Annotated in this window: 17 protein-coding genes; 13 read left to right on the top strand and 4 right to left on the bottom strand. The window is 43.6% G+C overall.

What is annotated here, in order from left to right; translation table 11 throughout:
* The first annotated feature begins 108 nt into the window (after positions 1-108).
* From trmY to AOB57_RS13690, 8 genes are all read left to right on the top strand, one after another.
* Positions 109-744: a tRNA (pseudouridine(54)-N(1))-methyltransferase TrmY gene (gene trmY, locus AOB57_RS13725; protein WP_054298242.1), complete on the top strand. Its 636-nt coding sequence runs from the start codon at positions 109-111 to the stop codon at positions 742-744.
* Between the two features lie 252 nt (positions 745-996).
* Positions 997-2,292: a tRNA pseudouridine(54/55) synthase Pus10 gene (locus AOB57_RS13720; protein WP_054298179.1), complete on the top strand. Its 1,296-nt coding sequence runs from the start codon at positions 997-999 to the stop codon at positions 2,290-2,292.
* A gap of 146 nt (positions 2,293-2,438) precedes the next feature.
* Positions 2,439-2,732, top strand: coding sequence for a 50S ribosomal protein L21e (locus AOB57_RS13715; protein WP_054298178.1), 294 nt, complete (start codon positions 2,439-2,441; stop codon positions 2,730-2,732).
* Positions 2,733-3,100: 368 nt separating this feature from the next.
* Positions 3,101-3,454: an RNA polymerase Rpb4 family protein gene (locus AOB57_RS13710; protein ID WP_054298177.1), complete on the top strand. Its 354-nt coding sequence runs from the start codon at positions 3,101-3,103 to the stop codon at positions 3,452-3,454.
* Positions 3,455-3,788: 334 nt separating this feature from the next.
* A complete protein-coding gene (locus AOB57_RS13705) occupies positions 3,789-4,520 on the top strand; it encodes a DUF655 domain-containing protein (protein WP_054298241.1) in 732 nt (243 codons plus the stop codon).
* Positions 4,521-4,685: 165 nt separating this feature from the next.
* Positions 4,686-5,519 carry a 16S rRNA (adenine(1518)-N(6)/adenine(1519)-N(6))-dimethyltransferase RsmA gene (gene rsmA, locus AOB57_RS13700; RefSeq protein ID WP_193726306.1) on the top strand — a complete coding sequence of 278 codons (834 nt, stop codon included), beginning with the start codon at positions 4,686-4,688 and terminating at the stop codon, positions 5,517-5,519.
* Positions 5,520-5,531: 12 nt separating this feature from the next.
* A complete protein-coding gene (locus tag AOB57_RS13695; RefSeq protein WP_054298175.1) occupies positions 5,532-6,140 on the top strand; it encodes a HemK2/MTQ2 family protein methyltransferase in 609 nt (202 codons plus the stop codon).
* A gap of 313 nt (positions 6,141-6,453) precedes the next feature.
* Positions 6,454-9,111 carry a calcium-transporting P-type ATPase, PMR1-type gene (locus tag AOB57_RS13690; protein ID WP_054298174.1) on the top strand — a complete coding sequence of 886 codons (2,658 nt, stop codon included), beginning with the start codon at positions 6,454-6,456 and terminating at the stop codon, positions 9,109-9,111.
* Between the two features lie 672 nt (positions 9,112-9,783).
* Here AOB57_RS13690 and AOB57_RS13685 read toward each other — a convergent pair.
* Complete coding sequence (locus AOB57_RS13685) at positions 9,784-10,869, bottom strand: S8 family peptidase (RefSeq protein ID WP_167829640.1); 1,086 nt, start codon at positions 10,867-10,869, stop codon at positions 9,784-9,786.
* Between the two features lie 708 nt (positions 10,870-11,577).
* Here AOB57_RS13685 and AOB57_RS13680 point away from each other — a divergent pair.
* Both AOB57_RS13680 and AOB57_RS13675 read left to right on the top strand, forming a co-directional pair.
* Complete coding sequence (locus AOB57_RS13680) at positions 11,578-11,997, top strand: pyridoxamine 5'-phosphate oxidase family protein (protein WP_054298172.1); 420 nt, start codon at positions 11,578-11,580, stop codon at positions 11,995-11,997.
* A 529-nt stretch (positions 11,998-12,526) separates the two neighbouring features.
* Positions 12,527-12,706 (top strand): hypothetical protein, encoded by a 180-nt coding sequence (locus AOB57_RS13675; protein WP_226999532.1) that lies wholly within the window; start codon positions 12,527-12,529, stop codon positions 12,704-12,706.
* 229 nt (positions 12,707-12,935) lie between these two features.
* Here the strand turns inward: AOB57_RS13675 and AOB57_RS13670 are convergent, their stop codons facing one another.
* Positions 12,936-13,178, bottom strand: coding sequence for a hypothetical protein (locus AOB57_RS13670; protein WP_054298171.1), 243 nt, complete (start codon positions 13,176-13,178; stop codon positions 12,936-12,938).
* Positions 13,179-13,876: 698 nt separating this feature from the next.
* On the opposite strand from AOB57_RS13670, the gene iorA reads away from it, so the two are divergent.
* Genes iorA through AOB57_RS13655 form a run of 3 tightly spaced genes read left to right on the top strand, consistent with a single transcriptional unit; the run spans position 13,877 to position 17,656 of the window.
* Positions 13,877-15,727 (top strand): indolepyruvate ferredoxin oxidoreductase subunit alpha, encoded by a 1,851-nt coding sequence (gene iorA, locus AOB57_RS13665; protein WP_054298170.1) that lies wholly within the window; start codon positions 13,877-13,879, stop codon positions 15,725-15,727.
* Complete coding sequence (locus tag AOB57_RS13660; RefSeq protein ID WP_167829639.1) at positions 15,724-16,323, top strand: indolepyruvate oxidoreductase subunit beta; 600 nt, start codon at positions 15,724-15,726, stop codon at positions 16,321-16,323. Before iorA ends, AOB57_RS13660 begins: the two co-directional genes overlap by 4 nt.
* Before the next feature lie 25 nt (positions 16,324-16,348).
* Positions 16,349-17,656: a phenylacetate--CoA ligase family protein gene (locus tag AOB57_RS13655; RefSeq protein WP_054298168.1), complete on the top strand. Its 1,308-nt coding sequence runs from the start codon at positions 16,349-16,351 to the stop codon at positions 17,654-17,656.
* 110 nt (positions 17,657-17,766) lie between these two features.
* Here AOB57_RS13655 and AOB57_RS13650 read toward each other — a convergent pair whose 3' ends face one another.
* Complete coding sequence (locus AOB57_RS13650; RefSeq protein WP_054298167.1) at positions 17,767-18,840, bottom strand: mechanosensitive ion channel family protein; 1,074 nt, start codon at positions 18,838-18,840, stop codon at positions 17,767-17,769.
* Between the two features lie 329 nt (positions 18,841-19,169).
* On the bottom strand, positions 19,170-21,083 hold the full coding sequence (locus AOB57_RS13645) for a fasciclin domain-containing protein (protein WP_054298166.1): 1,914 nt from the start codon (positions 21,081-21,083) through the stop codon (positions 19,170-19,172).
* Positions 21,084-21,193 lie beyond the last annotated feature (110 nt).

Here is a 21,193-nt window from a genome sequence, read left to right as displayed (position 1 = left end):
CCTAAGGCTGCCTTTTTGATAAACCTTTTTTCTAAAAAATTTTGATAAAACTTTTTCCTAATGAGGTTTGCGTACATCTTTTATATTTCTTATGTAAATATAGTGCCCATGCGCGATATCGTTATTATAGGGCATAAAGCAAAGACAGACGGCGATTTTTCTTTAAACGATCTTCCTGGTTCCGCAGGAAGAATGGATATCCTTTGCCGCTGCGTGAGTTCTGCCCTTTTTCTCTCTTTCGGAATGCGCAGGGATGTAAATGTGCACTTGCTGCTTCTTGGAGAACCTGACCCTGGAAAAATCATCAGGTTTGAAGGGCTTCACCTGAGATATCTCAATCCAGACGAGCGAAGCAGCGGTTCTCTTATCCAGAAAGCCCTTAAAAAGGATGCAACCGAGCAAGATATTCGTTCCACTCCAGGCATCTGGATTCGCAGGGGAGACCTTAGTTTCCTGCTCTCGAAGTTTGAGGGGCGCACCCTGTTCTACCTGAGAGAGGACGGCGAGGATATCAGAGCAATTGCAAATGAGATCCGAGACCCTGTCTTCTTCCTGGGAGACCATGTAGGGGTTACAGAAGAAGAGGAAGAGCAACTTCTTAAGGCAGGGGCGAAAATTATCTCGGTGGGGCCTCTTTCCCTTCACTCCAACCACTGCATAACCCTTGTGCATAATGAGCTGGATAGAGCTGAAGCGCAAAGAGGGGAGTCGCCCGGAGAAATCGAACGCTGGATTGAGAATTAAGTTGAAGTCCCTGAATTTATTCTAACGCAAAAATTATATTCCACCTTCCTGTATCAGAATAGAGACCTATCTGGAGGCATCTTTCCGAATACTTTTTCCGGAAATCCGTGTTTCCTAAGTTTTGCCTTTTCAGGGACTGGCAGTAACATATCGTCTTTAAGACAGTTGCTCTTACCCAGTATTTGTCCCTCATTTCCTGATTATTCACTCAGGTCTATTTCCGAACAAAGAGCTTGAAGAAAGTGAAAGAAAATGGATGTACTTGAAATCTCAAAAAAGATTCTGCACGAAGGCCCTGTATGTGACAACTGCCTGGGCCGCCAGTTTGCAAAACTGTCCACCGGCCTGAGCAACAGAGAACGTGGGCAGGCCCTGAAACTAGCCCTTGCCCTGGAAGGAGACCGAATCAACAAAACTGAAAATGACGATTCTCTTCTTAAGGAGCTTGCACCTTGCAGTGCGTTTGCAAGAAAGACACTCGGAATCAGGGGTGAAGATGAACAGTGCTGGGTTTGCCTTGACCAGTTCAAGAAACTGGATGAATGGGCTGATAAAGCTGCAAAAGCCCTTGAAGGCCTTGAATACTCAACATTCCTCGTGGGCACAAAGGTTAGTGGGCTTCTGAGTGAAAACGAAGAGATACTCTGGGCTGAGATAGGAACTGCGTACGCCGAACAGATTAAGACCGAACTTAATAGGGAAGTGGGTAAAAGAATAGCTGAGAAATTCCAGAAAGATGTGGATTTTGAGAATCCTGACATCACAATTACCCTTGATCTTGCAAGAAACGAACTTGAACTCCAGGTCCGCTCGGCATATATTCTGGGGCGCTATCGTAAGCTGGTCAGGGGAATCCCCCAGACTCGCTGGCCGTGCAGGAAATGCAAGGGAAAGGGATGCGAAAGATGCGGTTTTACAGGGAAACAGTACCAGGAATCCGTAGACGAGCTTATAAAAGGGCCTGTAATCGAAGCTTTCCAGGCAACAGATACGGCTTTTCACGGTTCTGGTAGAGAAGATATCGATGCCCTGATGCTTGGAAGTGGAAGGCCTTTTATAGTGGAAGCAAAATCCCCTAAAAAACGCAGCGTAGATCTTGAAGCCCTCATGAGAGACATCAACGAAAAAGCTGCCGGAAAAGTTGAGGTAAGCGAGCTTGCTTTCACTGGAAAAGATATGATTGAGACCCTGAAAAGCTCAAAGGCGGATAAAACTTATAAGCTTAAAGTTACATTTAAAGAGCCTGTTTCAGAGGAAAAGCTTAAATCCAGCCTTGAGGCTTTGAGTGGCGCAGAGATTTCACAGCAGACTCCAAAGCGTGTGGTTCACAGGCGGGCTGATCTTATCAGGAAAAGGCGCGTGCACAGCATCAGGCTTGAGGAACTGACATCCGAGGGCTATGCTTACATAACAGTAAACTGCGAAGGCGGACTGTATGTAAAAGAGCTTATTTCCGGAGATGAGGGCAGGACAAACCCGAACCTGAGCGGGCTTTTAGGTATCCCTGCGCTTGTGGAAGATCTTGATGTGGTCAACGTCGATATTTAAATTCAATCTGAATCAGGTTTATTTAATGCGCAGGTCAGGAGAGTATTGCCTGACTGAACATTTATTTAAATAATATCCATCTTATCTAGAGAAAAACTGTATATACTATTGAGAAATTAATCGAGCATTCTAAGGAGGAACATGCGATGACAAACTCCCACGGCGAAAAACGCTGCACAAGGTACAAATTACAGAAGACAGTTCGTGAAAGAGGAATTTCCCCTGTAAGCAAGGCAATTCAGGAATTCGAAGAAGGGCAGATGGTCCATATCGACATCGACCCAAGCGTTCAGAAAGGTATGCCCAATCCTAAGTTCCAGGGCTCTACCGGAAAGGTAATCGGGCAGCGTGGCCGTTCGTACATTCTTCAAGTCCGCAACGGAAATGCAATGAAGGAAGTTATTTCTCTTCCTCAGCACCTCAAACCGCAGAAGTATTAATTCCGATTCCGGGCAGTTAGGTTGTAAAACCTAACCCTTTTTCCTGAGTTTACAGTATGCAGGCTTCTACTGTAGCTTGGCCTACTGCCAGGAGTTTATGGAAACTCCCAAGAATATGGCCTGTAGATAAGTGTAAGAAACTCAATCTCCCCCGGGAGACTTGCTAAAAGGTGAGTGGGAGTTTGAAGAAACTGCTTTTAAGATTTTATCTCTTATTCTGATACGGGGATATCTATAATTATATATCGTTTGTCAGACATATACCTGAGCCAGATTAGGATACGATTATTTGTAACAATTTCAGGTCATTGCTAAATACGATCGAATTTCGTCATAAACAGCTTTTAAGTCAAAAAGAGTGTATTTCAATGATAGTTAAGGAAGTCCTCAGTGAAGAATTATTGACCTTGGCCGAAGTTAGAGAACTACTTACCAAGATCGCAGATGAGCGCAGGGAGCAGGGGCTTGAGATAGGATACAGTTTCAGAAAGGCCCTGCGTCATGCTGAACAGTTTTCAAAAATCAGCGGGGAAAAATCAAGAGAATTGGTTAACAAGTTATTAGAGCTTGAAAAAATGAAGCCTGCAATCGCTATCAGGATCGCAGATATTCTGCCTCAGTCAAGGGACGAAATCCGATCAATCTACGCTAAAGAGAAATATACCCTGAGCAATGAGGAACTGGATCTGATTCTCGATTACGTGCTGGAAGCCATTGAATAAAACTGAAATGAAAAGGGAATAAGCTATATAGCAGTTTTCATCTTGTTGTTTATAAGGGAAGTATTCGAAACTTAAAGTGCTTTAAATCAGGGAGTACCCTGATTTGAAATCGAACACAGAGGACTCTTTGAGTTTGGAAGATGGAGTCCGGGGATGAAGGTTACAGGACAGTATAAAATTTTAGGAATACTCGTGATTTTGTGAATATTCGACAAGTCCAATTAATGGGATAGGTTCCAAACCGAATGAAAGTAAATCGTGTGACTCAGGATCAGTTACATCCTGAACACAGATTCCCATGGGATTTTATATTTATTTGATAGGATGTGTGCTGATGAGAGTAGAGAAGTCGCAATCAGGTAGACCGTACGCTGGCAGATCAGCTGCTGAAAAACCTTCTTATGGCGGCAGGCGTCCGACAGGCAAACCACAATCAGATAGACAATCAGAGAGAGCTTCGCGCTCATCCGGAAAATCCCAGGAAATTTTGCAGGAAAGAGAGGAATATGCATGGGTTCTTGACTACCTCCCATATGGGAAGTCCATTAATAGCACCGCTTCATACCAGAAGAAGCCTCTTGTCCAGGCTGTGGGAGACAAAAAATTTACCCTTATGGAGCTTGTTCCCAAAAACGGCGTAGTTCCTCAAATCCAGTCAAGGGTCTATATAGGCCCTGGAGATCGGGATGAAATCGATCACGTAAAGCAAAGAATAGGCTATTCTGAGCTTACGGCAGGAGCCAATCTTGAACTGCCTTTTATCCTTGAGGCATGTGTCAGGTATCAGGAGGAGCGTTTTGTAAAGTTTTTCAACGAGGCCCATTCCATAACTACACGCCTGCACATGCTTGATCTTCTGCCCGGGATAGGCAAAAAACTCATGTGGTCTATAATCGACGAGCGCAAAAAAGGAGAATTCAAGAGTTTCCAGGATATCCGTGAGAGAATTCCAAGCCTGCATGACCCGGCTAAAGTCATTGCCAACAGGATTGAAGAAGAACTCAAGGATGATTTCATCAAGTACAGGCTGTTCACAATTCCCCCACGCCGCCAGAAAGCCGAGTGAGCTGTGAACTCTCTCTATTCTTTTTTTATTCAATAATTCTTATATAGTCAGGTTTATTTAGCTTTTGATTATGACTTTAAATGACCTTAATCTTCATTAACCTGGCTCGCTTCAGACTAAAGGAAATAAAGAACTCATACTTGATTTACTCAGGAGGTCTCAACTCTGGTTCGTTCTCTTCTTAAAAAATATAATATAAAAGGAGGCACTTTTGATCAACATTTTCTGGTCGATGCAGGCTATCTGGACAGGATAGTAGCTGCTGCTGATCTGGATCCTGATGACGTTGTCCTTGAAATCGGTGCAGGTGTCGGAAACCTTACAGAGAGGCTTGCACAGAAGGCAAAAAAAGTAATTGTAATTGAACTTGACCCTGCTCTGGTCAGAATTCTGCATGACCGTTTTGATGAGGTTGAAAATATTGAGATCATTGCCGGTGATGCTCTTAAAGTAGATTTCCCGGAATTCAGTAAGGTCGTCTCTAACCTTCCTTATTCCATCTCTTCGGAGATTACTTTCAAGCTCCTCCGCCATAAGTTTAAACTTGGCATTCTCATGTACCAGTATGAGTTTGCAGCCCGGATGGTTTCCCAGCCCAACTGTAAGGACTATTCACGTCTTACAGTCGATACGTGCTATTTCGCTGACGCTTCTATTTTGATGAAAGTCCCTAAGAGCGCTTTCCAGCCGTCACCAGAGGTTGATTCTGCAGTGGTCAAACTTGTTCCCCGCCCTGCACCTTTCGAGGTTAAAGACCAGGCTTTTTTCATGGATTTTGTGGCTGCTGTCTTCAGCCAGCGACGGAAAAAACTGAAAAACGCAATCCTGAACACGAATCACATGCTTAAAATTCCTAGTGTTAAAGAAGTAATTGCCCGGCTGCCTGAGGATTTAATGAACAAACGCGCTGAAAACCTGACTCCAGACGAACTTGCACACGTCGCAAATCAGATAGTTAATTTAAAGAAATTAATTCTCGCAGAAACAAAAGAACAATAAGAACTCGGAATTATGGTTGAAATCGAATACAGAAAAGCTAGGATCAAGCTTGGTGACACGGACCTTGTCTATGAACCTGCCGAAGATTCTTTCTTACTTGCCGATGCAGCCCTGATAGAGGCAAAACCAGGCATGCACATTCTTGAGATAGGGACAGGTTCAGGTTTTGTATCGGCTGTACTCCTTGCAAACTTGAAAGATATCCGCCTTGTCGCCACCGAGATTAACCCGCACGCTGTACGCTGTGCGAAAATGAATGGGATTGAGGTTATCCGTACCGACCTTTTCAAAGGGCTCAAACCCCGGCATCAGGAGACTCGTTTTGACCTTATTCTCTTCAACCCACCCTATCTGCCCACATCGAAGGAGGAAAAAATTCCCGGATGGCTGAATTATGCTTTTGATGGTGGAACCAGCGGGAGAGAGACTCTGGACCGGTTTCTGGACGAAGTAAGAGACTATCTCAAGCCAGGAGGAAAGATTCTTGTGCTTATCTCTTCCATTACCGGAATGGAAGCGGTTAAGGAAAAAATGGAGAAACTCGGGTTTGTGGTTGAGGTTGTGGCAAGAAAAAAAGTTTCTTTCGAGGAATTGATTGTCGTCCGGGGAAAACTGCGGTGAGCCCCCGGATAACTGCCCCTAAAATTATTTTTATCTTAACACTCAGCCTTAAGAAGCGACTCTCCAGTTACTCTGCTTTTACCCTGTTTTGTTTTAAGTATTAAATTCCTGTTTTATAGCAGAATTAAACATAAATTTTCATTTTAATGCACCTGTGAAAGACTTGCAGGAGCATTTTAAGGATCTTTCCATACAAAGTTCTATATTCTATTACTAAATTAATAACGCTCCCGAAAATAAGTTAAAATTGACAGATTGTAAACGCTGTTAACTTGAAGGCGTTTGCATGGATTAAACTGGAGATAAAAACTGGATGTATTATGACGAAGCCGCAGACGCGGTTCTAAAGACCCTGAACACATCCGAAAACGGATTGAGTTCGGGAGAAGCGAAGAACCGGCTTGAAAAATACGGAAAAAACGAACTTAAAGAAGAAGAAAAAACCTCGGTTGTAAAGCTTTTTCTTTCCCAGTTCAAAAGTTTCCTTATTATAATTTTGATCGCTGCAGCACTTGTTTCTGCTTTCCTTGGAGAGTTTGTTGATGCTTTTGTTATCCTGTTTACCGTGATTCTTGCTGGCGTGCTTGGTTTTGTTCAGGAATACAGGGCAGAAGAATCAATAAAACTTTTGAAGTCACTTACCAGCCCAGAAGCCCTGGTTATAAGGGACGGAAAAGAGGTGAGAATTCCGTCTTCCCTGCTTGTCCCAGGCGACATTTTAATTTTGCAGGCAGGAGATCGGATTCCTGCGGATGCAAGGCTTCTTGAAGCCCTCTCCCTGGAGATAGATGAGTCCTCACTCACCGGAGAATCCATTCCTGTAGGAAAATGTACAGACATCTTTCCTACCGAAACCCCACAGCCTGACAGAAAAAACATGGCTTACACCGGAACCTCGGTCACCTACGGCAGGGGTAAAGCCGTTGTTACGGCAACCGGCATGAATACGGCTTTTGGGAAACTTGCCGGGCTTCTGGGTGAAATCGAAAGGGAGAAAACACCCCTTCAGGAGAAGCTTGACCAGTTCGGGCGCTGGCTCGGGACTGCAACCCTTATAGTCGTGGCTTTTGTAGCTATACTCGGAATTTTCCAGGGCTTTGATCCCTTTGAGATGTTTCTCTGGGGAGTTGCCCTTGCGGTTGCGGCTATTCCCGAAGCTCTCCCCGCGGTTGTGACAGTCGGGCTTGCGCTTGGTGTTCGGAGAATGGTAAAGAGGCACGCACTTGTAAGAAAACTGCCATCAGTAGAAACACTTGGCTCTACCAATATTATCTGTACCGATAAGACCGGGACGCTTACCCAGAACAAGATGACTGTTGATAAGGTGTACGTGAATGGAACCCTCTTAAGTGTTACTGGCGAAGGATATAAACCTATAGGGGATTTCTTCAGCGGAGATAGACCTGTTTCTGAAGACGTGCATCTTCACAGGCTGCTGGTTGCGGGAGTTCTCTGTAACGATGCAGGACTGGTTGAGGAAAATGGAGTATGGGATATTACAGGTGACCCTACAGAAGGCGCTCTTGTAGTTGTGGCAGCTAAAGAAGGCATCTGGAAAACCGCCCTTGAGGAAAAACACAGGCGCAAAGGAGAAATCCCCTTTTCTTCCGAGAGGAAGATGATGACCACTCTCAATTGTTTCGAAGATGGGACGTATGCGTATTCCAAAGGAGCCCCTGAAGTTATCCTTGCTTCATGCACGAAAATTTTCCTTGGGGAGTGTGAAGAAGAGTTAACCTCCGAAAGAAAGCAGGAAATCCTCAATGTAGTAAACGACATGGCAAATCAGACACTTCGGGTTATGGGATTTGCCTACCGCAAGGTTCCGGAAGATACTCTTGCTGAAGACGCTGAGAAAGAAATGATTTTTGCAGGGCTTATGGGTATGCGTGACCCTCCTAGAGAGGAGGTAAAGACCGCGATTGCTACCTGTACCAGTGCAGGAATCCGGACCGTGATGATTACGGGCGACCACAAGACCACGGCTTTTGCGATTGCAAAGGAACTCGGGATTTTCCGGGAAGGAGATCTTATCCTCACAGGCGTCGAACTGGATGCGCTTGACAATAAAGAATTCGAAGAAATAGTGGAAAAAGTCTCGGTCTACGCAAGGGTATATCCAGAACACAAGCTGAAAGTGGTTGAGGCCCTCAAGAAAAAGGGATACATAGTTGCAATGACGGGAGACGGAGTAAATGACGCTCCTGCTCTGAAAGCCGCAGATATGGGAATAGCTATGGGTATTACAGGTACGGATGTTAGTAAAGAAGCTTCGAGCATGATCCTGACCGATGACAATTTCGCATCCATCGTGTCGGCAGTCGAAGAGGGTCGGAATATCCTGAAGAATATTAAAAACTTCATTGCATACGGTCTTACATGTCACATAGGTCTCGTACTTATCGTGCTTGTCGGAGTGCTTGCCTGGCAGATTCTGCCTGTCATTGCGGTTCAGATCCTCTGGATCAACCTTATCACAGACGGCCTGCCTCCAATGGCGCTTTCCCTGGAAGCTCCTGACAGGGGGCTTATGAAGCAGAAGCCGGCTAAAGCAAAAGAAGGGCTGGTCTCAAAGCGAATGATTATAGCAAGCCTCGGACTGGGACTTTTGATTGCAGTCCAGTCGCTTGGGGTTCTTTACTGGGCTCTCGGTAACGGTATACCCCTCCCAAAAATCCAGACCCTAATCTTTACCCTGGTAGTTATTTCCCTTATGTTTAACGCCTTTAACTGGCGTTCGGAACGATATTCGGTATTTTCCCTGGGAATCTTTACAAATAAGTCCCTTATCTATGCCGTATTGAGCACAATAATTCTGCAGCTTGCTGCAATCTACGTGCCTTTCATGCAAACGGCTTTCAGGACTGTTCCACTCTCGCTTTCCGACTGGGCAATGATAATCCCGCTGGCTTCAACCACCCTTATGGTCATGGAGTTTACGAAGTATCTGGAATGGAGAAGGCACAGGTGAAATAAGGGAAGAGAAGCTGGAGAAAATAGAAAAATCTAACTGCATAAATAAAGGAGTAAATGAATAGAACTTGGATTAAAACCCAGATTGACTTAAGATGGAAATAAGGAATGGGTTTGCTCTTGAGCATACCCTGCTTCCTTTACTTTAAAATTTTTAAGACTTAAAGGCATTTTTGGATTTACTTTAACTCTTTTTCTCTGAATATTAGGCTATTTTCTTGAGATTTTATTATCAAACAAACTGTTGCTTTTCTTGAGAATTTCAAACGAACAGTGAGTCTTGCAATCTCTGGGATCTCAGCATTGAAATGTTCACGAACTAGAGCAGCAAGCATAAAGTTACAGGAGTCTCTTGGAGATCTCAGAAAATCTTGCAGGAATCCTTGGTTAAACTGGATGTTTTATGAAATGCCACTACACATGTAGAGAAAAGATTTCCCATTTGAACAATGAATAAAGAACAAACGCGTTTTTTAAAATCGTTTTCTTTTTCTAAAAACGGGAGATGCGGCAGGCTTATAAATAGGAGTTTTTATTAGGGGTTTTTGTGAAAACAATTTGATTTAAGGAGGTAGTTTTCATTTGTTTTTTGTAACTAGAAAATAAGCCGGCTTAAGATAAAACTGCCTTTAATGTTTCTTAGGGCATTTTCCGATTTTTCATCGTTGTTTCATAAGGTGCAGGCGGCCGCGGCAGCCTCTGCATTCACAAGTCCATATCCATACAGTTTGTCTCTTCCAGGAGTCCCAAGGTCTGTAGCTGTTTGTGCAAGCCTGTCTCTTACTTTATCGTTGGTGAAAGATGGGTTTGCTGCCAGAACCAGTGCTGCAGTTCCTGCAACATGGGGGCACGCCATAGATGTCCCATTTAACGACGTCAAACCATCCTGATAGGAGATTGAGAGTACGTTAACGCCCGGTGCAGTAAGCTCAACAGCTGGACCTGTGCTTGAGAATGAAGCCCTCTTATTCAAGGAATCGATCGCTGCAACTGCTATTACCGAACTATAGGCTCCCGGATAAACTACAGAGTCTCCTGCTCCTTCGATATTTCCATCATTCCCAGCAGCTGCAACCAGCAGAATTCCGGAATCATACGCTTGTGAGCACACTGCTTCCAGTGCTGTCACTCGACTTTTTGAAGCCAGACTCATAGATATTATCTGAATATCGTTTGAAGTATCCGCATCCTCGTGAGTCTCAATCGCCCATTCAATTGCGGCTATCAAGTCGCTGATACTACCGCTTCCTGTACTATTAACTGTTTTGAGTGAATAGATATTGGCTTCGGGAGCAACGCCGATAACTCCTACATTATTATCTGCCGCAGCGATGATACCGGCACAATATGTCCCATGCCCGTTATCATCAAGAGGATCGATATCATCGTTTACGAAATCATATCCTCCTCTATAATTGTCACGCAGGTCAGGATGATTATAATTAATTCCGGTGTCTATTATTGCAACGTTGATTCCAGCTCCCTTGTTGCCATTTGTATGTACCAATGGAGCCCCAATTCTGGTTATTCCCCACGTTACGATCTCTTCCAGTGTACTTACTTCATAGTCTGGTTCTATGCATGCGATTTTGTTATTCTTTTTCAGATTTTCAATAGCCTGCTCCGGAAGATCAGCAGCTATTGCAGGGATATATTTGTAGCTGTGTGTTACATTTCCATAAGGCTGTACAATCTCAGGGTGAGCTTTATCTTTGAAATCTATGATTACCGGTACCGCTCCAGCTGTGGTGATCATTAAACCGCTAATAAAAATTAGCGCCATAGAAAATATTACCCTTCCCCACATAAATATTCTAGTATCCTTTATTTTATATAATATTTGCTAGATTATATTACATAATAAACATAATTATTTATTATTGAATATATATTTGCGCAGGTTCTTCTGTAGTCCTGTAGCTAAGGCAGTGTACCTAATTTCTGTAAATCATAAATCTCAAAAATTTATTGAATCAAAAAATAGATCAGAAGGCCAATTTCTCCCACCGTATATAAAAGTTAACTTAGGATTTATGGCAAGGTCACAACATTGCAATTAACCAAAACTAATATTTTTATGGGAAAATTACTGCATTTTTGGGGAGGCTCAGGAATTTTTTTCTATCAGAGTCTTTGCAGTCGCTGCCCTGAAGTTTGCCTTTGAGTAATATTAAAAACTATCTGCCAGTGCCGCTATTTTTTGGCATACATACAAAAAGATATTTACTACCTTATATACTAAATCATCGTTAGTAGTCTCCTAAATCGGACTCTCCTCAATTGGATTGAAGATTTAGAATGGGCTAAAACCTTCACCAGTTCAGAAATTCCAAAGCTGGACTAAAAGAAATAAAACTAGCTAAACGAATTAAAGAAAAACTGCCTTTGAAGAGATAAAGTTCCGAAATATTTCGCTTTTCTTTTTAAAGGATGAATGATAATACTAATGCAAAGGAGATAAAATATGCCATCAAACTTGATTGAATATTTTAACAAAGCTCCCAGGCTTGGCGTCCTCAGCACGTCAAGCAGTGACGGACGGGTCGATTCCGCTGTCTTCGGCTCGCCTCAAATGATTGATGAAAAGACTGTTCTGGCGGCGACTGCCAACAACCGTACCTTTGCAAACCTTCTGGAGAATCCTCATGCGATATATACTATTATGGAGCCAGCAGACTCGATTACGGATTGGAAAGGCATCCGGGTTTACATGAAACTGAAGGAATATACTACATCCGGGGAACTGCTCGAAATGATCCGGACCCAGGCTGCAAATTTCGTAGGCGAGGAAGGTGCGAAGCTAATACATGCTGCATTGACCTTCGAAGTCTATGAAGTCAGGCCACTGATAGATTTCGGGCAGGGCTGGGAGAAATCGATCTGAGTTTAAATTCACAGATATGTGTTTAAATTCACAGATATGTGTTTAAATTCACAGATCTGAGCTTAAATTCATAGGATTGAATTAGAAGGCAAACTAACATTTTAAGAATTGGATGCTGGAAGGATCATAACTTAAAGTTCACAGGGCTCCTTATGAGCTTGCGCCTGAATGTTCTTCCGGGTTGTGATCCTTCCTAATCTCAAAGCCATATAAGTCATAATTTCCACAGAATGGGGCTACCAGACAGGATCAAGTTAACTTTTTCCCTCTATGTCAATATCCACTGTAATTTGCGAACAAAATAGAAGACCACCAGTACATTCTTTGACATTCTTTCCTTTTAAAGTTCTAATTTCAATCATTATAGGATTCTAATTTATATTTCTCTAGTTATTATATGTCAGTAATAATAATCTCTTTATGATGCCAACAGACTTTTTCCAGTCCCTGGTCATGGTTGTGGCAGTTGTCAGTGAAATCAGTACTAGAGAAAAGGGGGTAATTAAACATGCATGAAGGTCACGGAGGAATGATGAAGGAAATCTGGGAAATTCTTCCTGCAGATCAGAAAAAGGAAATTGCTTTAATGAAGATGGACATGAAGATACTCTGGCTGGAAGCCAAAATAGCTGAAATGGAAAAAATGATTGAATTAAAAAGAAAAGCCATAGAAAACACTAAAAAGGTTCAGGCAGCGTTGAGAAAATAAGAAGTAAGGCAATTGGCAATAAGGAAATCGGGAGCTATACTTACAAAAAGTCGTGTATTCTAAAGGGTTAAAGAATAAAACCATGGACTACAAATCTGAATCTAATGATATAAAAATCAAGGAAGACCTTCAGAATTTTTTCAGCTCTCGATTCCTAATTTCAGTTTTTGTGTTATTTTCTATTACAAAATTTGAGCTGAAAATTTTTCTAAAAAATTTGTTATTATATTTATTTAATCGTTCTGAGTTCTTCCAGTATGCTCTTCTGTGTTTCGGCTACTTCTTTTAATGTTGCATTGATTTCTGTCATAAGGTCAATTGTGCTTTGTGTTATTCTGGCTTCGGGAATTTTTTCAGGGGAGATTTCGGTTTGCTCCATCTCTTCTTTCTGGAGTGCACGTAAGAGTTCTCCCATTACTCCGAACTCTCGGCTCTTATCGGCGCCGCCTGACGCTTTATCTTCGTTATTCATGACTCTTACAATATTGCAAAATATTAAAATAATTTCCGGTAAGTTGTGATGCGCTTCTTCTGGGTCAGGAACAATTTTCTACCTGAGCCAGATCAGCTATGACTCTCTCGAATAAAATCCACAATTCAATTCCCGAAGCTATAAATACAACATTAGCATTATTTTCTATGGGTAGTGGGGAATTAGCGTATGTAATGGGATCTCTTTAAATTGGATATAATCCTCTTTGATGATCCCCACGCCTAAAAAATACTAAAATTTCTAAAACATTTTTTTCTGTTCTTTTCTTCGGCATTAATTTCTTTTGATTGCTTACGCTCCAGAAGAAGAGTGATCAATCAGGAGTGGGGCGACTGAGAATGATATACACTGCAAAAGAATTTGTTAGCTCAAATTTGGTTTTTCATAAAACTGGCTCAGGATAAAACAAAAACTTTATATTTGAATTTTACGTACTTCTTTTCACAACACTGTACATAAATGGGCATCACATTTTCCGTGGCACAAAAACAGTTAACTGCCTTAAAGTGGTTTAGGGTCCTCAAAATAATTTTGATAAATAGTTTAAGAATTCAGAAAAATCCAAAATCTTTTCAAGTTTATTTACTTAAGGTTTATCTAAGTTTATTAATATTGTCAATTTGTTAAAATATTACCCTCGATTCGAGATGATTTATTGACCGAAAAAAAAACTGTTAATGGGTAATGAAGCCATTGCACTTGGAGCTATAGAAGCTGGCGTCCAGGTGGCTACCGGGTATCCCGGGACTCCTTCAACCGAGGCTCTGGAGACGGTTATCCGGTATGCGGACAGGTATGGAATCTATATTGAGTGGTCCAGCAATGAAAAGGTTGCACTTGAAACGGCTGTAGGGGCTGCTTATTCTGGAGCAAAGGCGTTTGTGACAATGAAGCAGGTAGGATTGAATGTCGCATCCGACCCCCTCATGAGCTTGAGCTATATCGGGGTAAAAGGAGCCCTTGTCCTGCTCGTTGCCGACGATCCCGGGCCTCATTCCTCCCAGACCGAACAGGATACGCGGGTTTTCGGGCACTTTGCAAATATTCCTGTCCTTGACCCTGCAACCCCTCTGGAAGCGTATGAACTGACAAAGCTTGCTTTTGAGCTTTCGCACGAATTCGAGATTCCTGTTATCCTTAGAACCACCACGCGGGTCTCCCATAGCTGCGGGGATGTTGAGGTTGCAGTTGCAGAACCCGAGCCTGTCGAAGCTGTAGGTGAGGGATTTGTAAAGGACAGGCGATGGACGATCTTTCCGAGGCTTACTGCCGAGCGGCATCCCTGGCTTGAAAGCGTACAGGCGCAGCTTTCCGAGCGTTTTTCCGGGCTTCCATTCAATACGGTTTCGGGATCGGGAAGAATTGGGATTCTTGCTTCAGGCGTCTCAGCTCTTTATGTAAAGGAAGCAGTGGAAACTGTCAGCGATTTTGAAGAACTTTTTACACTTTTCAGGATCGGGACAGTATACCCGTTTCCGGAAAAAGCAGTCCTTTCTTCCCTGAGAGGAATTGACAGGCTGATAGTGGCTGAAGAGCTTGATCCTTACCTTGAGGAACAGGTACTCCAGCTAATAGGAAAAGCACACCTGCCTGTTGAAGTTTATGGAAAAAAGAACGGCTTTTTCCCTGTAAGTGGGGAATATAACGTGGATCTTGTCATTGACAGCATAAACAGCGCACTCGCAGCTTTTGGGGAGAGTTTACGGCTTTCCCACGCTTCTCCTGCCGTTTCAATGGAAAAACTTCCTCCCCTCCCGATCCGCGCACCTACTCTTTGCGCCGGCTGCATGCACAGAACCGTCTTTTATGCTTTCAAGCAGGCTGCAAAGCAGTTTAAAAAAGAGGCTCAAACCGATACGATTTTTTCCGGGGATATAGGCTGTTATACTCTCGGAAATGCCTACCCACTTAACATGGTGGATACCTGCCTCTGCATGGGAGCCGGAGTTAGCATTGCAGGAGGGCTTTTCCGCACGAACCCAAAAGCAAAGCATGTAGCTTTTATCGGCGATTCAACCTTTTTCCATTCAGGCATCCCTGCGTTGGTAAATGTTGTTTATAACGGAGCCGATATCACCCTTGCCGTACTTGACAACCGGACAACTGCAATGACAGGACATCAGCCCCATCCAGGCATAGGCCTGACCGCACTCGGAAGTGCTTCAAAAGCCATTGAGATTGCAGATGTGGTTCGGAGTTGCGGGGTCGAATTTGTAAGGACTGTAAATACTTTAGAGGCGGACAGCCTGGGAAGTTGTGTAAAAACCGCAAAGGAAGCCATGAACTTTAAAGGGCCGTCCGTTATAGTATTCAAAGGCAGATGCGCAGGGATTACAAAATCTGACAGATATTACAGAATAAAATCTGATGATTGCACAGGCTGTGGTTTCTGTATAAAAGAACTTGGCTGCCCTGCTATTAGCCTTGATTCAGATAAGCCTGTCATAAATGATAGCTGCATCGGTTGCGGGCTTTGTGCACAAATCTGCCCGTCGGAAGCTATCTGCATAGGAGGGGGAAAGCTGTGAAGTATGATATTTTAATTGCAGGCGTTGGCGGGCAGGGTGTTGTGCTTGCTTCTCGACTGCTTGCACTTGCTGCCATTAGAGCCGGATTCCATGTAAGTACTGCCGAAACCATCGGCATGTCTCAGAGGGAAGGTTCGGTTAGCAGCCATGTGAGAATAGGAGACAAACTATTCGGGTCACTTATCCCCATAGGACAGGCAGACCTGCTTTTAGGCCTGGAACCCGCGGAAACCGTACGGAACCTGCCTTTTCTCAGGAAGGGCGGGAAGGTTCTGGTAAATACCCATGCTATCCCGCCAGCATCGAGACCGCCAGGAAGCCCTGAATATGACCCTGCATCTTTGCTCTCCTTTTTATGTGAATGCTACCCTGACATTATCTGTTCCGATTTCACGGAGCTTGCAGGCGATGTAGGGACATACAGGGCTGCAAACGTTGCAATGCTTGGAGCGGCTGTGGGTGCGCAGGCTTTGCCCTTTTCTGAAGAAATTTTAAAGGCAGTACTTGAGGCTGAAATCCCTGAAAAATACAGAGCTGTGAACAGAGCCGCATTCGAACGCGCAATGAAATGTATCAGATTTATCTCCGGTACCTGAGCGGGGGAACAGAAGGTGAAATTTTATGTATGAAGCATCCATTGACGCTGAACTTGATCCCAATGTTCAGCTTTATAATCCCAATATTTCGGAAGAAGATACTTTTGCAAAATTAAAGGCACTGCTTAAGCGCGCAGTTGAAAGCAGTCCATTTTATCAGAAAAAGTTCAGGGAAGCAAATATCGATATCGAAAAAATAAAGGCACTCGAAGACCTGAAACTTCTGCCCTTCACGTATAAAGAGGAACTCAGGGATGCTTATCCTCTCGGGCTGAAAGCAGTACCTGAAGCCGAAGTCGTAAGGATCCACTCCTCTTCAGGGACCACAGGTAAACCTGTAATCATCCCTTATACCCGCAAAGATGTGGATGTCTGGGCTGAAATGATGATGCGCTGCTACATGCTGGCAGGGCTTTCCAACCTGGACCGGATTCAGATCACCCCAGGATACGGACTCTGGACTGCAGGGATAGGGTTCCAGCTTGGAGCTGAACGCCTGGGAGCAATGGCTATCCCAACGGGTCCCGGGAATACCGAGAAGCAGCTTGAAATGCTTATTGACCTGAAATCAACAGCTCTTGCAAGCACCTCTTCTTATGCTCTTTTGCTCGCCGAAGAAATTGAAAAGCGCGGGCTTAAGGGTAAAATCCAGTTAAGGACAGGGATTATAGGTTCGGAACGCTGGAGCGAAAAAATGCGCAGCCGCATCGAAAATGAACTCGGGATAGAGACTTTCGATATCTACGGGCTGACTGAGATCTACGGGCCGGGCATTGCTCTTGATTGCTCATTCCATGAAGGCATGCACTACTGGTCCGATCACCTGCTCTTTGAGATAATTGATCCTATTACAGGCGAGCAGCTTCCTGAAGGCACGCTTGGAGAACTTGTAATTACAACCCTTACAAAAGATGGGGCTCCTCTCATTCGTTACAGGACAAGAGACCTGACCCGGATTATTCCAGGTGTCTGTAAATGCGGCTGCCCTTTCCCGAGAATTGACAGGATTCTAGGAAGGTCGGATGACCGCATAAAGTTTAAGGCTGTAAATATTTACCCTGGCCAGGTCGAAGATGTTATCCATAGAGTTCCGGGCGTTAGCAGTGAATACCAGATCTTGCTTACACGCAAAAACGGCCGGGATAACATGACCTTCAGGGTCGAGATCGAAGATGCAGAAGACCCTTCAATAAAGCAAAAAACCGAAAAAGTTCTAGGTAAAGCCTTCAAAGACTTCATAGGTGTAACCGTAGACGTTGTGGGTGTAAAGATAGGGGAACTTCCCCGCAGCATGAAAAAGACAAAAAGAGTAATTGATGAAAGGGAATTGTGAAATCCCCTTTTAACCTTTCATCAACCAACTTCTTACTGCTCCTTTCGCCATTGATCTCTCATTTGCTTTTCTTGCCACCGGTTTATTGCTTACTTGGTCGTCAGTATAATTTAATCGGCTTTAACCATACAATCGATTTTATCCCCCTCTGGATGGGATAATTTTTCGACAGCCTCTTTTTCCTTCTTAAAATCGGTTTTATACACAATAGTCCTGTGTGGATATGGAATTTCTATGCCTTCCTTATCAAAGCGTTTTTTAATAGCTTCCAGGATTTCGCAGCCTGAACTGTACGCAACACTCCTATCTTTGAACCAGACATTCATGCGGAGATTTACGGAATACTCCCCCAGTTCGACAACTCTTACTTTAACTTCTCCCCTCTCCCTGAAATCCGGGTCTACGGGGTGGAGTACAGGGGAGTCAAAGAGTCCTATTCTAAGGGTCTCGGACTTGATTAAGCTGGGTCTCACCACGTTATACTTAACTTCATGCGGGGGCATAACATTGGGATGTTTTCTGGCTTCTTCGATCATGATTTTTCTTGCCTGGTCAATGTCGGCATTATAGCTAATTCTTATGTCTATTGGCCAGATCACTGCAGGGTCTTCTATAGTCCAGTTAATTATTGCTTCATTGCTGATTCTAGAGTTAGGGATTATGAGCCGCCTGTTGTCCCAGGTTATGATTACAGTATGCCTGAGGTTAAGGTCCGCAACCTTCCCATACTCATTCATAATATTCAGCCGGTCTCCGACCCTGAAAGGTTGAAAAATGGCAAGGGAAAGCCCTGCTATTATATTGCTCAGTGTGTTCTGAGCCGCAAGACCGATGACAATGCCGGCAATTCCTGCCCCTGTGAAGAGAGCAACCGAAAGGCTTCGAAGGCCGGGAATGCTGAGAACAACAACAACGATTCCCATAAAATAGATTAATGCGACCACAATATGCCTGAACATTCGGAAAGATGTAGTGTCTATATGCAGCCTGCTTTTTGCACTTTTGAAATAGCTGTCCAGAAGGCGGTTTACATTCCTTGCGACAAGAATAGTAACCAGGCCAATAAAAAATATGTACAAAAAAGTACCAAGGTTATCAGAAAACCAGGCAAATGCCTGCTCCAGTCCTCTATCAAAATAGGACATATTTTCTGCGAAAGAGGAAGGGGGTTCGGGGGTTTCCATGCCCTGAGTGATTGACAAGAAGCTTTAAATAAATATTGATTTAAAAAAGATCAAAACAGTAAAAAAGTGGGTTTGCAAAGAAAGCTTTTTCCGGCTGAAAGTGTAGTGAATTAAAACAAAGAAATTATAAAATATTTAAGCTGGAAACCCTCAGAAATATCCATTAGCCCAAAGAAGGAAGTTCCATAATCAAAAACCTCCTTCTTAGGCTTTTTCAGGTTATTTTTCTCAATTTTCTATTGTTGTTTCCTATTATGGTCTCTTATTAAATCTCTTTATATTTTACTCAGTTGAGCCCCCTGATGTCTTGTCCTGCTTATTCAACCTCCTCAAGCATACAGATCCTGCTGATCCACAAACACCCAGTATCCTTCGAAAGGTCTGACCTCGAACTCATCAGTCCCAAGCTGATTCTCAGTTATCGTTCCATTAAAGCCATTGTAACCGACATACTGATAATAGCCTGTTGTATTATTGCGTGGCACCCAGGGTCCGACAACTTTTACAAACGAGCTGATATTCGAATTATTGTTCGAGCTGTCATTCAGGCTGTCGAGAGTTATGAATGCAACTTCTGCAGGGACAGTAACGTTTATAGGTGAGCCAAGTGCATTCCAGCCAGGGTAGACTCTCAGGCTTGGCGGAACCGTAACAAGTTTCTTTTCAACCGAGGCGAACTGTTGGGAAGCATTGAACTGGGTTCCATTGGGAACATTAATCCAGTATGCCTTCAGTGGCTCGATTCTTGAAACATTCTCAAAGCGTTTGCTTGAAGCGTTGTAATATGTCAGAGAGTTATAGTTTACTCCCGAAAGCAGGTGGTCCACGCTTGTATTATTGGCTTCAAACGGAATCGAGAAGAAGTGCCAGATTCCTGTCTGGTTTCCTCCGTTCTGGTTAACATCGGGAATGCCTCCAGTCTGGTTATCGCCTGTCTGGTTGTCTCCTATTCCACTGTCTGGAGGAATGAGCACATTATCAATTACACAGATGACTCCATTATCTGCATTGATTATCTGTGTAATATTCACATTTTGTATCATTATATTATTCTGCACAACATTGATCTGCAGTACATTTCCTCCAATGTTGGTGACATTATTCATACTGGTAAGCTGCTCGCTGGTAAGTTTTCCACTCACGGTATGGTAGGAGAGAACTTCCCTTTGCAGACTCGTATTGTCCATAAGCTCATTGCGAGCTGCTGCTGGCAATTTATTGAAAGCTTCATTGCTCGGGGCAAAGACCGTATAGTTCTCTGTGTTCAGGGTCTGTGTCATGTTTGCAGTCTGCACAACATTTACAAAAGTAGTTAAGTTCGTCTGATTTTGTGCTACCTGAACGACAGTCTGATTTGTGGTCTGATTATCTCCAGTCTGATTGCCTCCGGTCTGATTTTCTCCCAGCTCCATGCCTTCTTCTACAGCAACCGTAACATTGGCAACATAGGTTGCATTGTCAATTTCGGCTTCTCTATTCTGCTCAGTTGTGTACCAGAAACTGATATTGGTTCCATTGGTTATGTTATTCATTCCGAGACTTCTGTTAGCCAGCACTCCGTCGATGTAAGTGAACCACATCTCCCCGGTTGTGTTATTGTTTCTTATGCCCTCTATGCTCTGAAGCATGAGTTCTTGAGTTACGTTTATATCTTCGGTCATAGTTTCGGTCGGTGTCTGGATAATGGTTCCAGTTTGAGTCTGGGTCAGGTTTGCAGTCTGGGTTCCAGTTGTCAGATTTGCAGCCTGAGTCTGGGTCACGTCTCCTGTCTGGACTCCAGTCATATTTCCGGCTTGAGCGTCGGTCATATTCTGCATTACCGAGGCAGTGAAGTTAAGTCCTGTCGCATTGAGAGCTCCGAGGTCTGTGAGGTTATTCACTTGGTAGGTCCGGGTAGAGTTTTCCGGCATGAACATGAAGGTTCCCTGAGTGAGATTTACAGTATCGTTATACAATTCAGTCAGGTTTTGTTCAAGCTCAGGCTGCGTCTCCATGCCTTCTTCTTCTCTAATGCCTTCTTCCCTGGCAACTGTGATGCTTGCCACGTAGGTTGCATTCTCGATAGCGGCTTCTCCATCTTCTTCAACAGTGTACCAGAAGCTCAGGTTGTCCCCATCAGCTACCGGGTTCATCCCAAAATTTTCTTCAGCAAGTTCCCCGTTTATATATACAAACCAGATTTCTCCGGTCGTAAAATTGTTCCTTATGCCTTCTATGCCCTCCAATACGGATACATTAGTCATATTCTCATCTTGTATCAAGGACACATTATACCGGAGTCCTGTCGCATTGAGAGCCCCAATATCCGTAAAGTTGTCTACCTGATAGGATTGGGTAGAGTTTTCCGGTGTGA

The organism is Methanosarcina flavescens, assembly GCF_001304615.2.
Taxonomy (GTDB): domain Archaea; phylum Halobacteriota; class Methanosarcinia; order Methanosarcinales; family Methanosarcinaceae; genus Methanosarcina; species Methanosarcina flavescens.
This window is presented reverse-complemented; position numbering and strand designations above follow the sequence as displayed.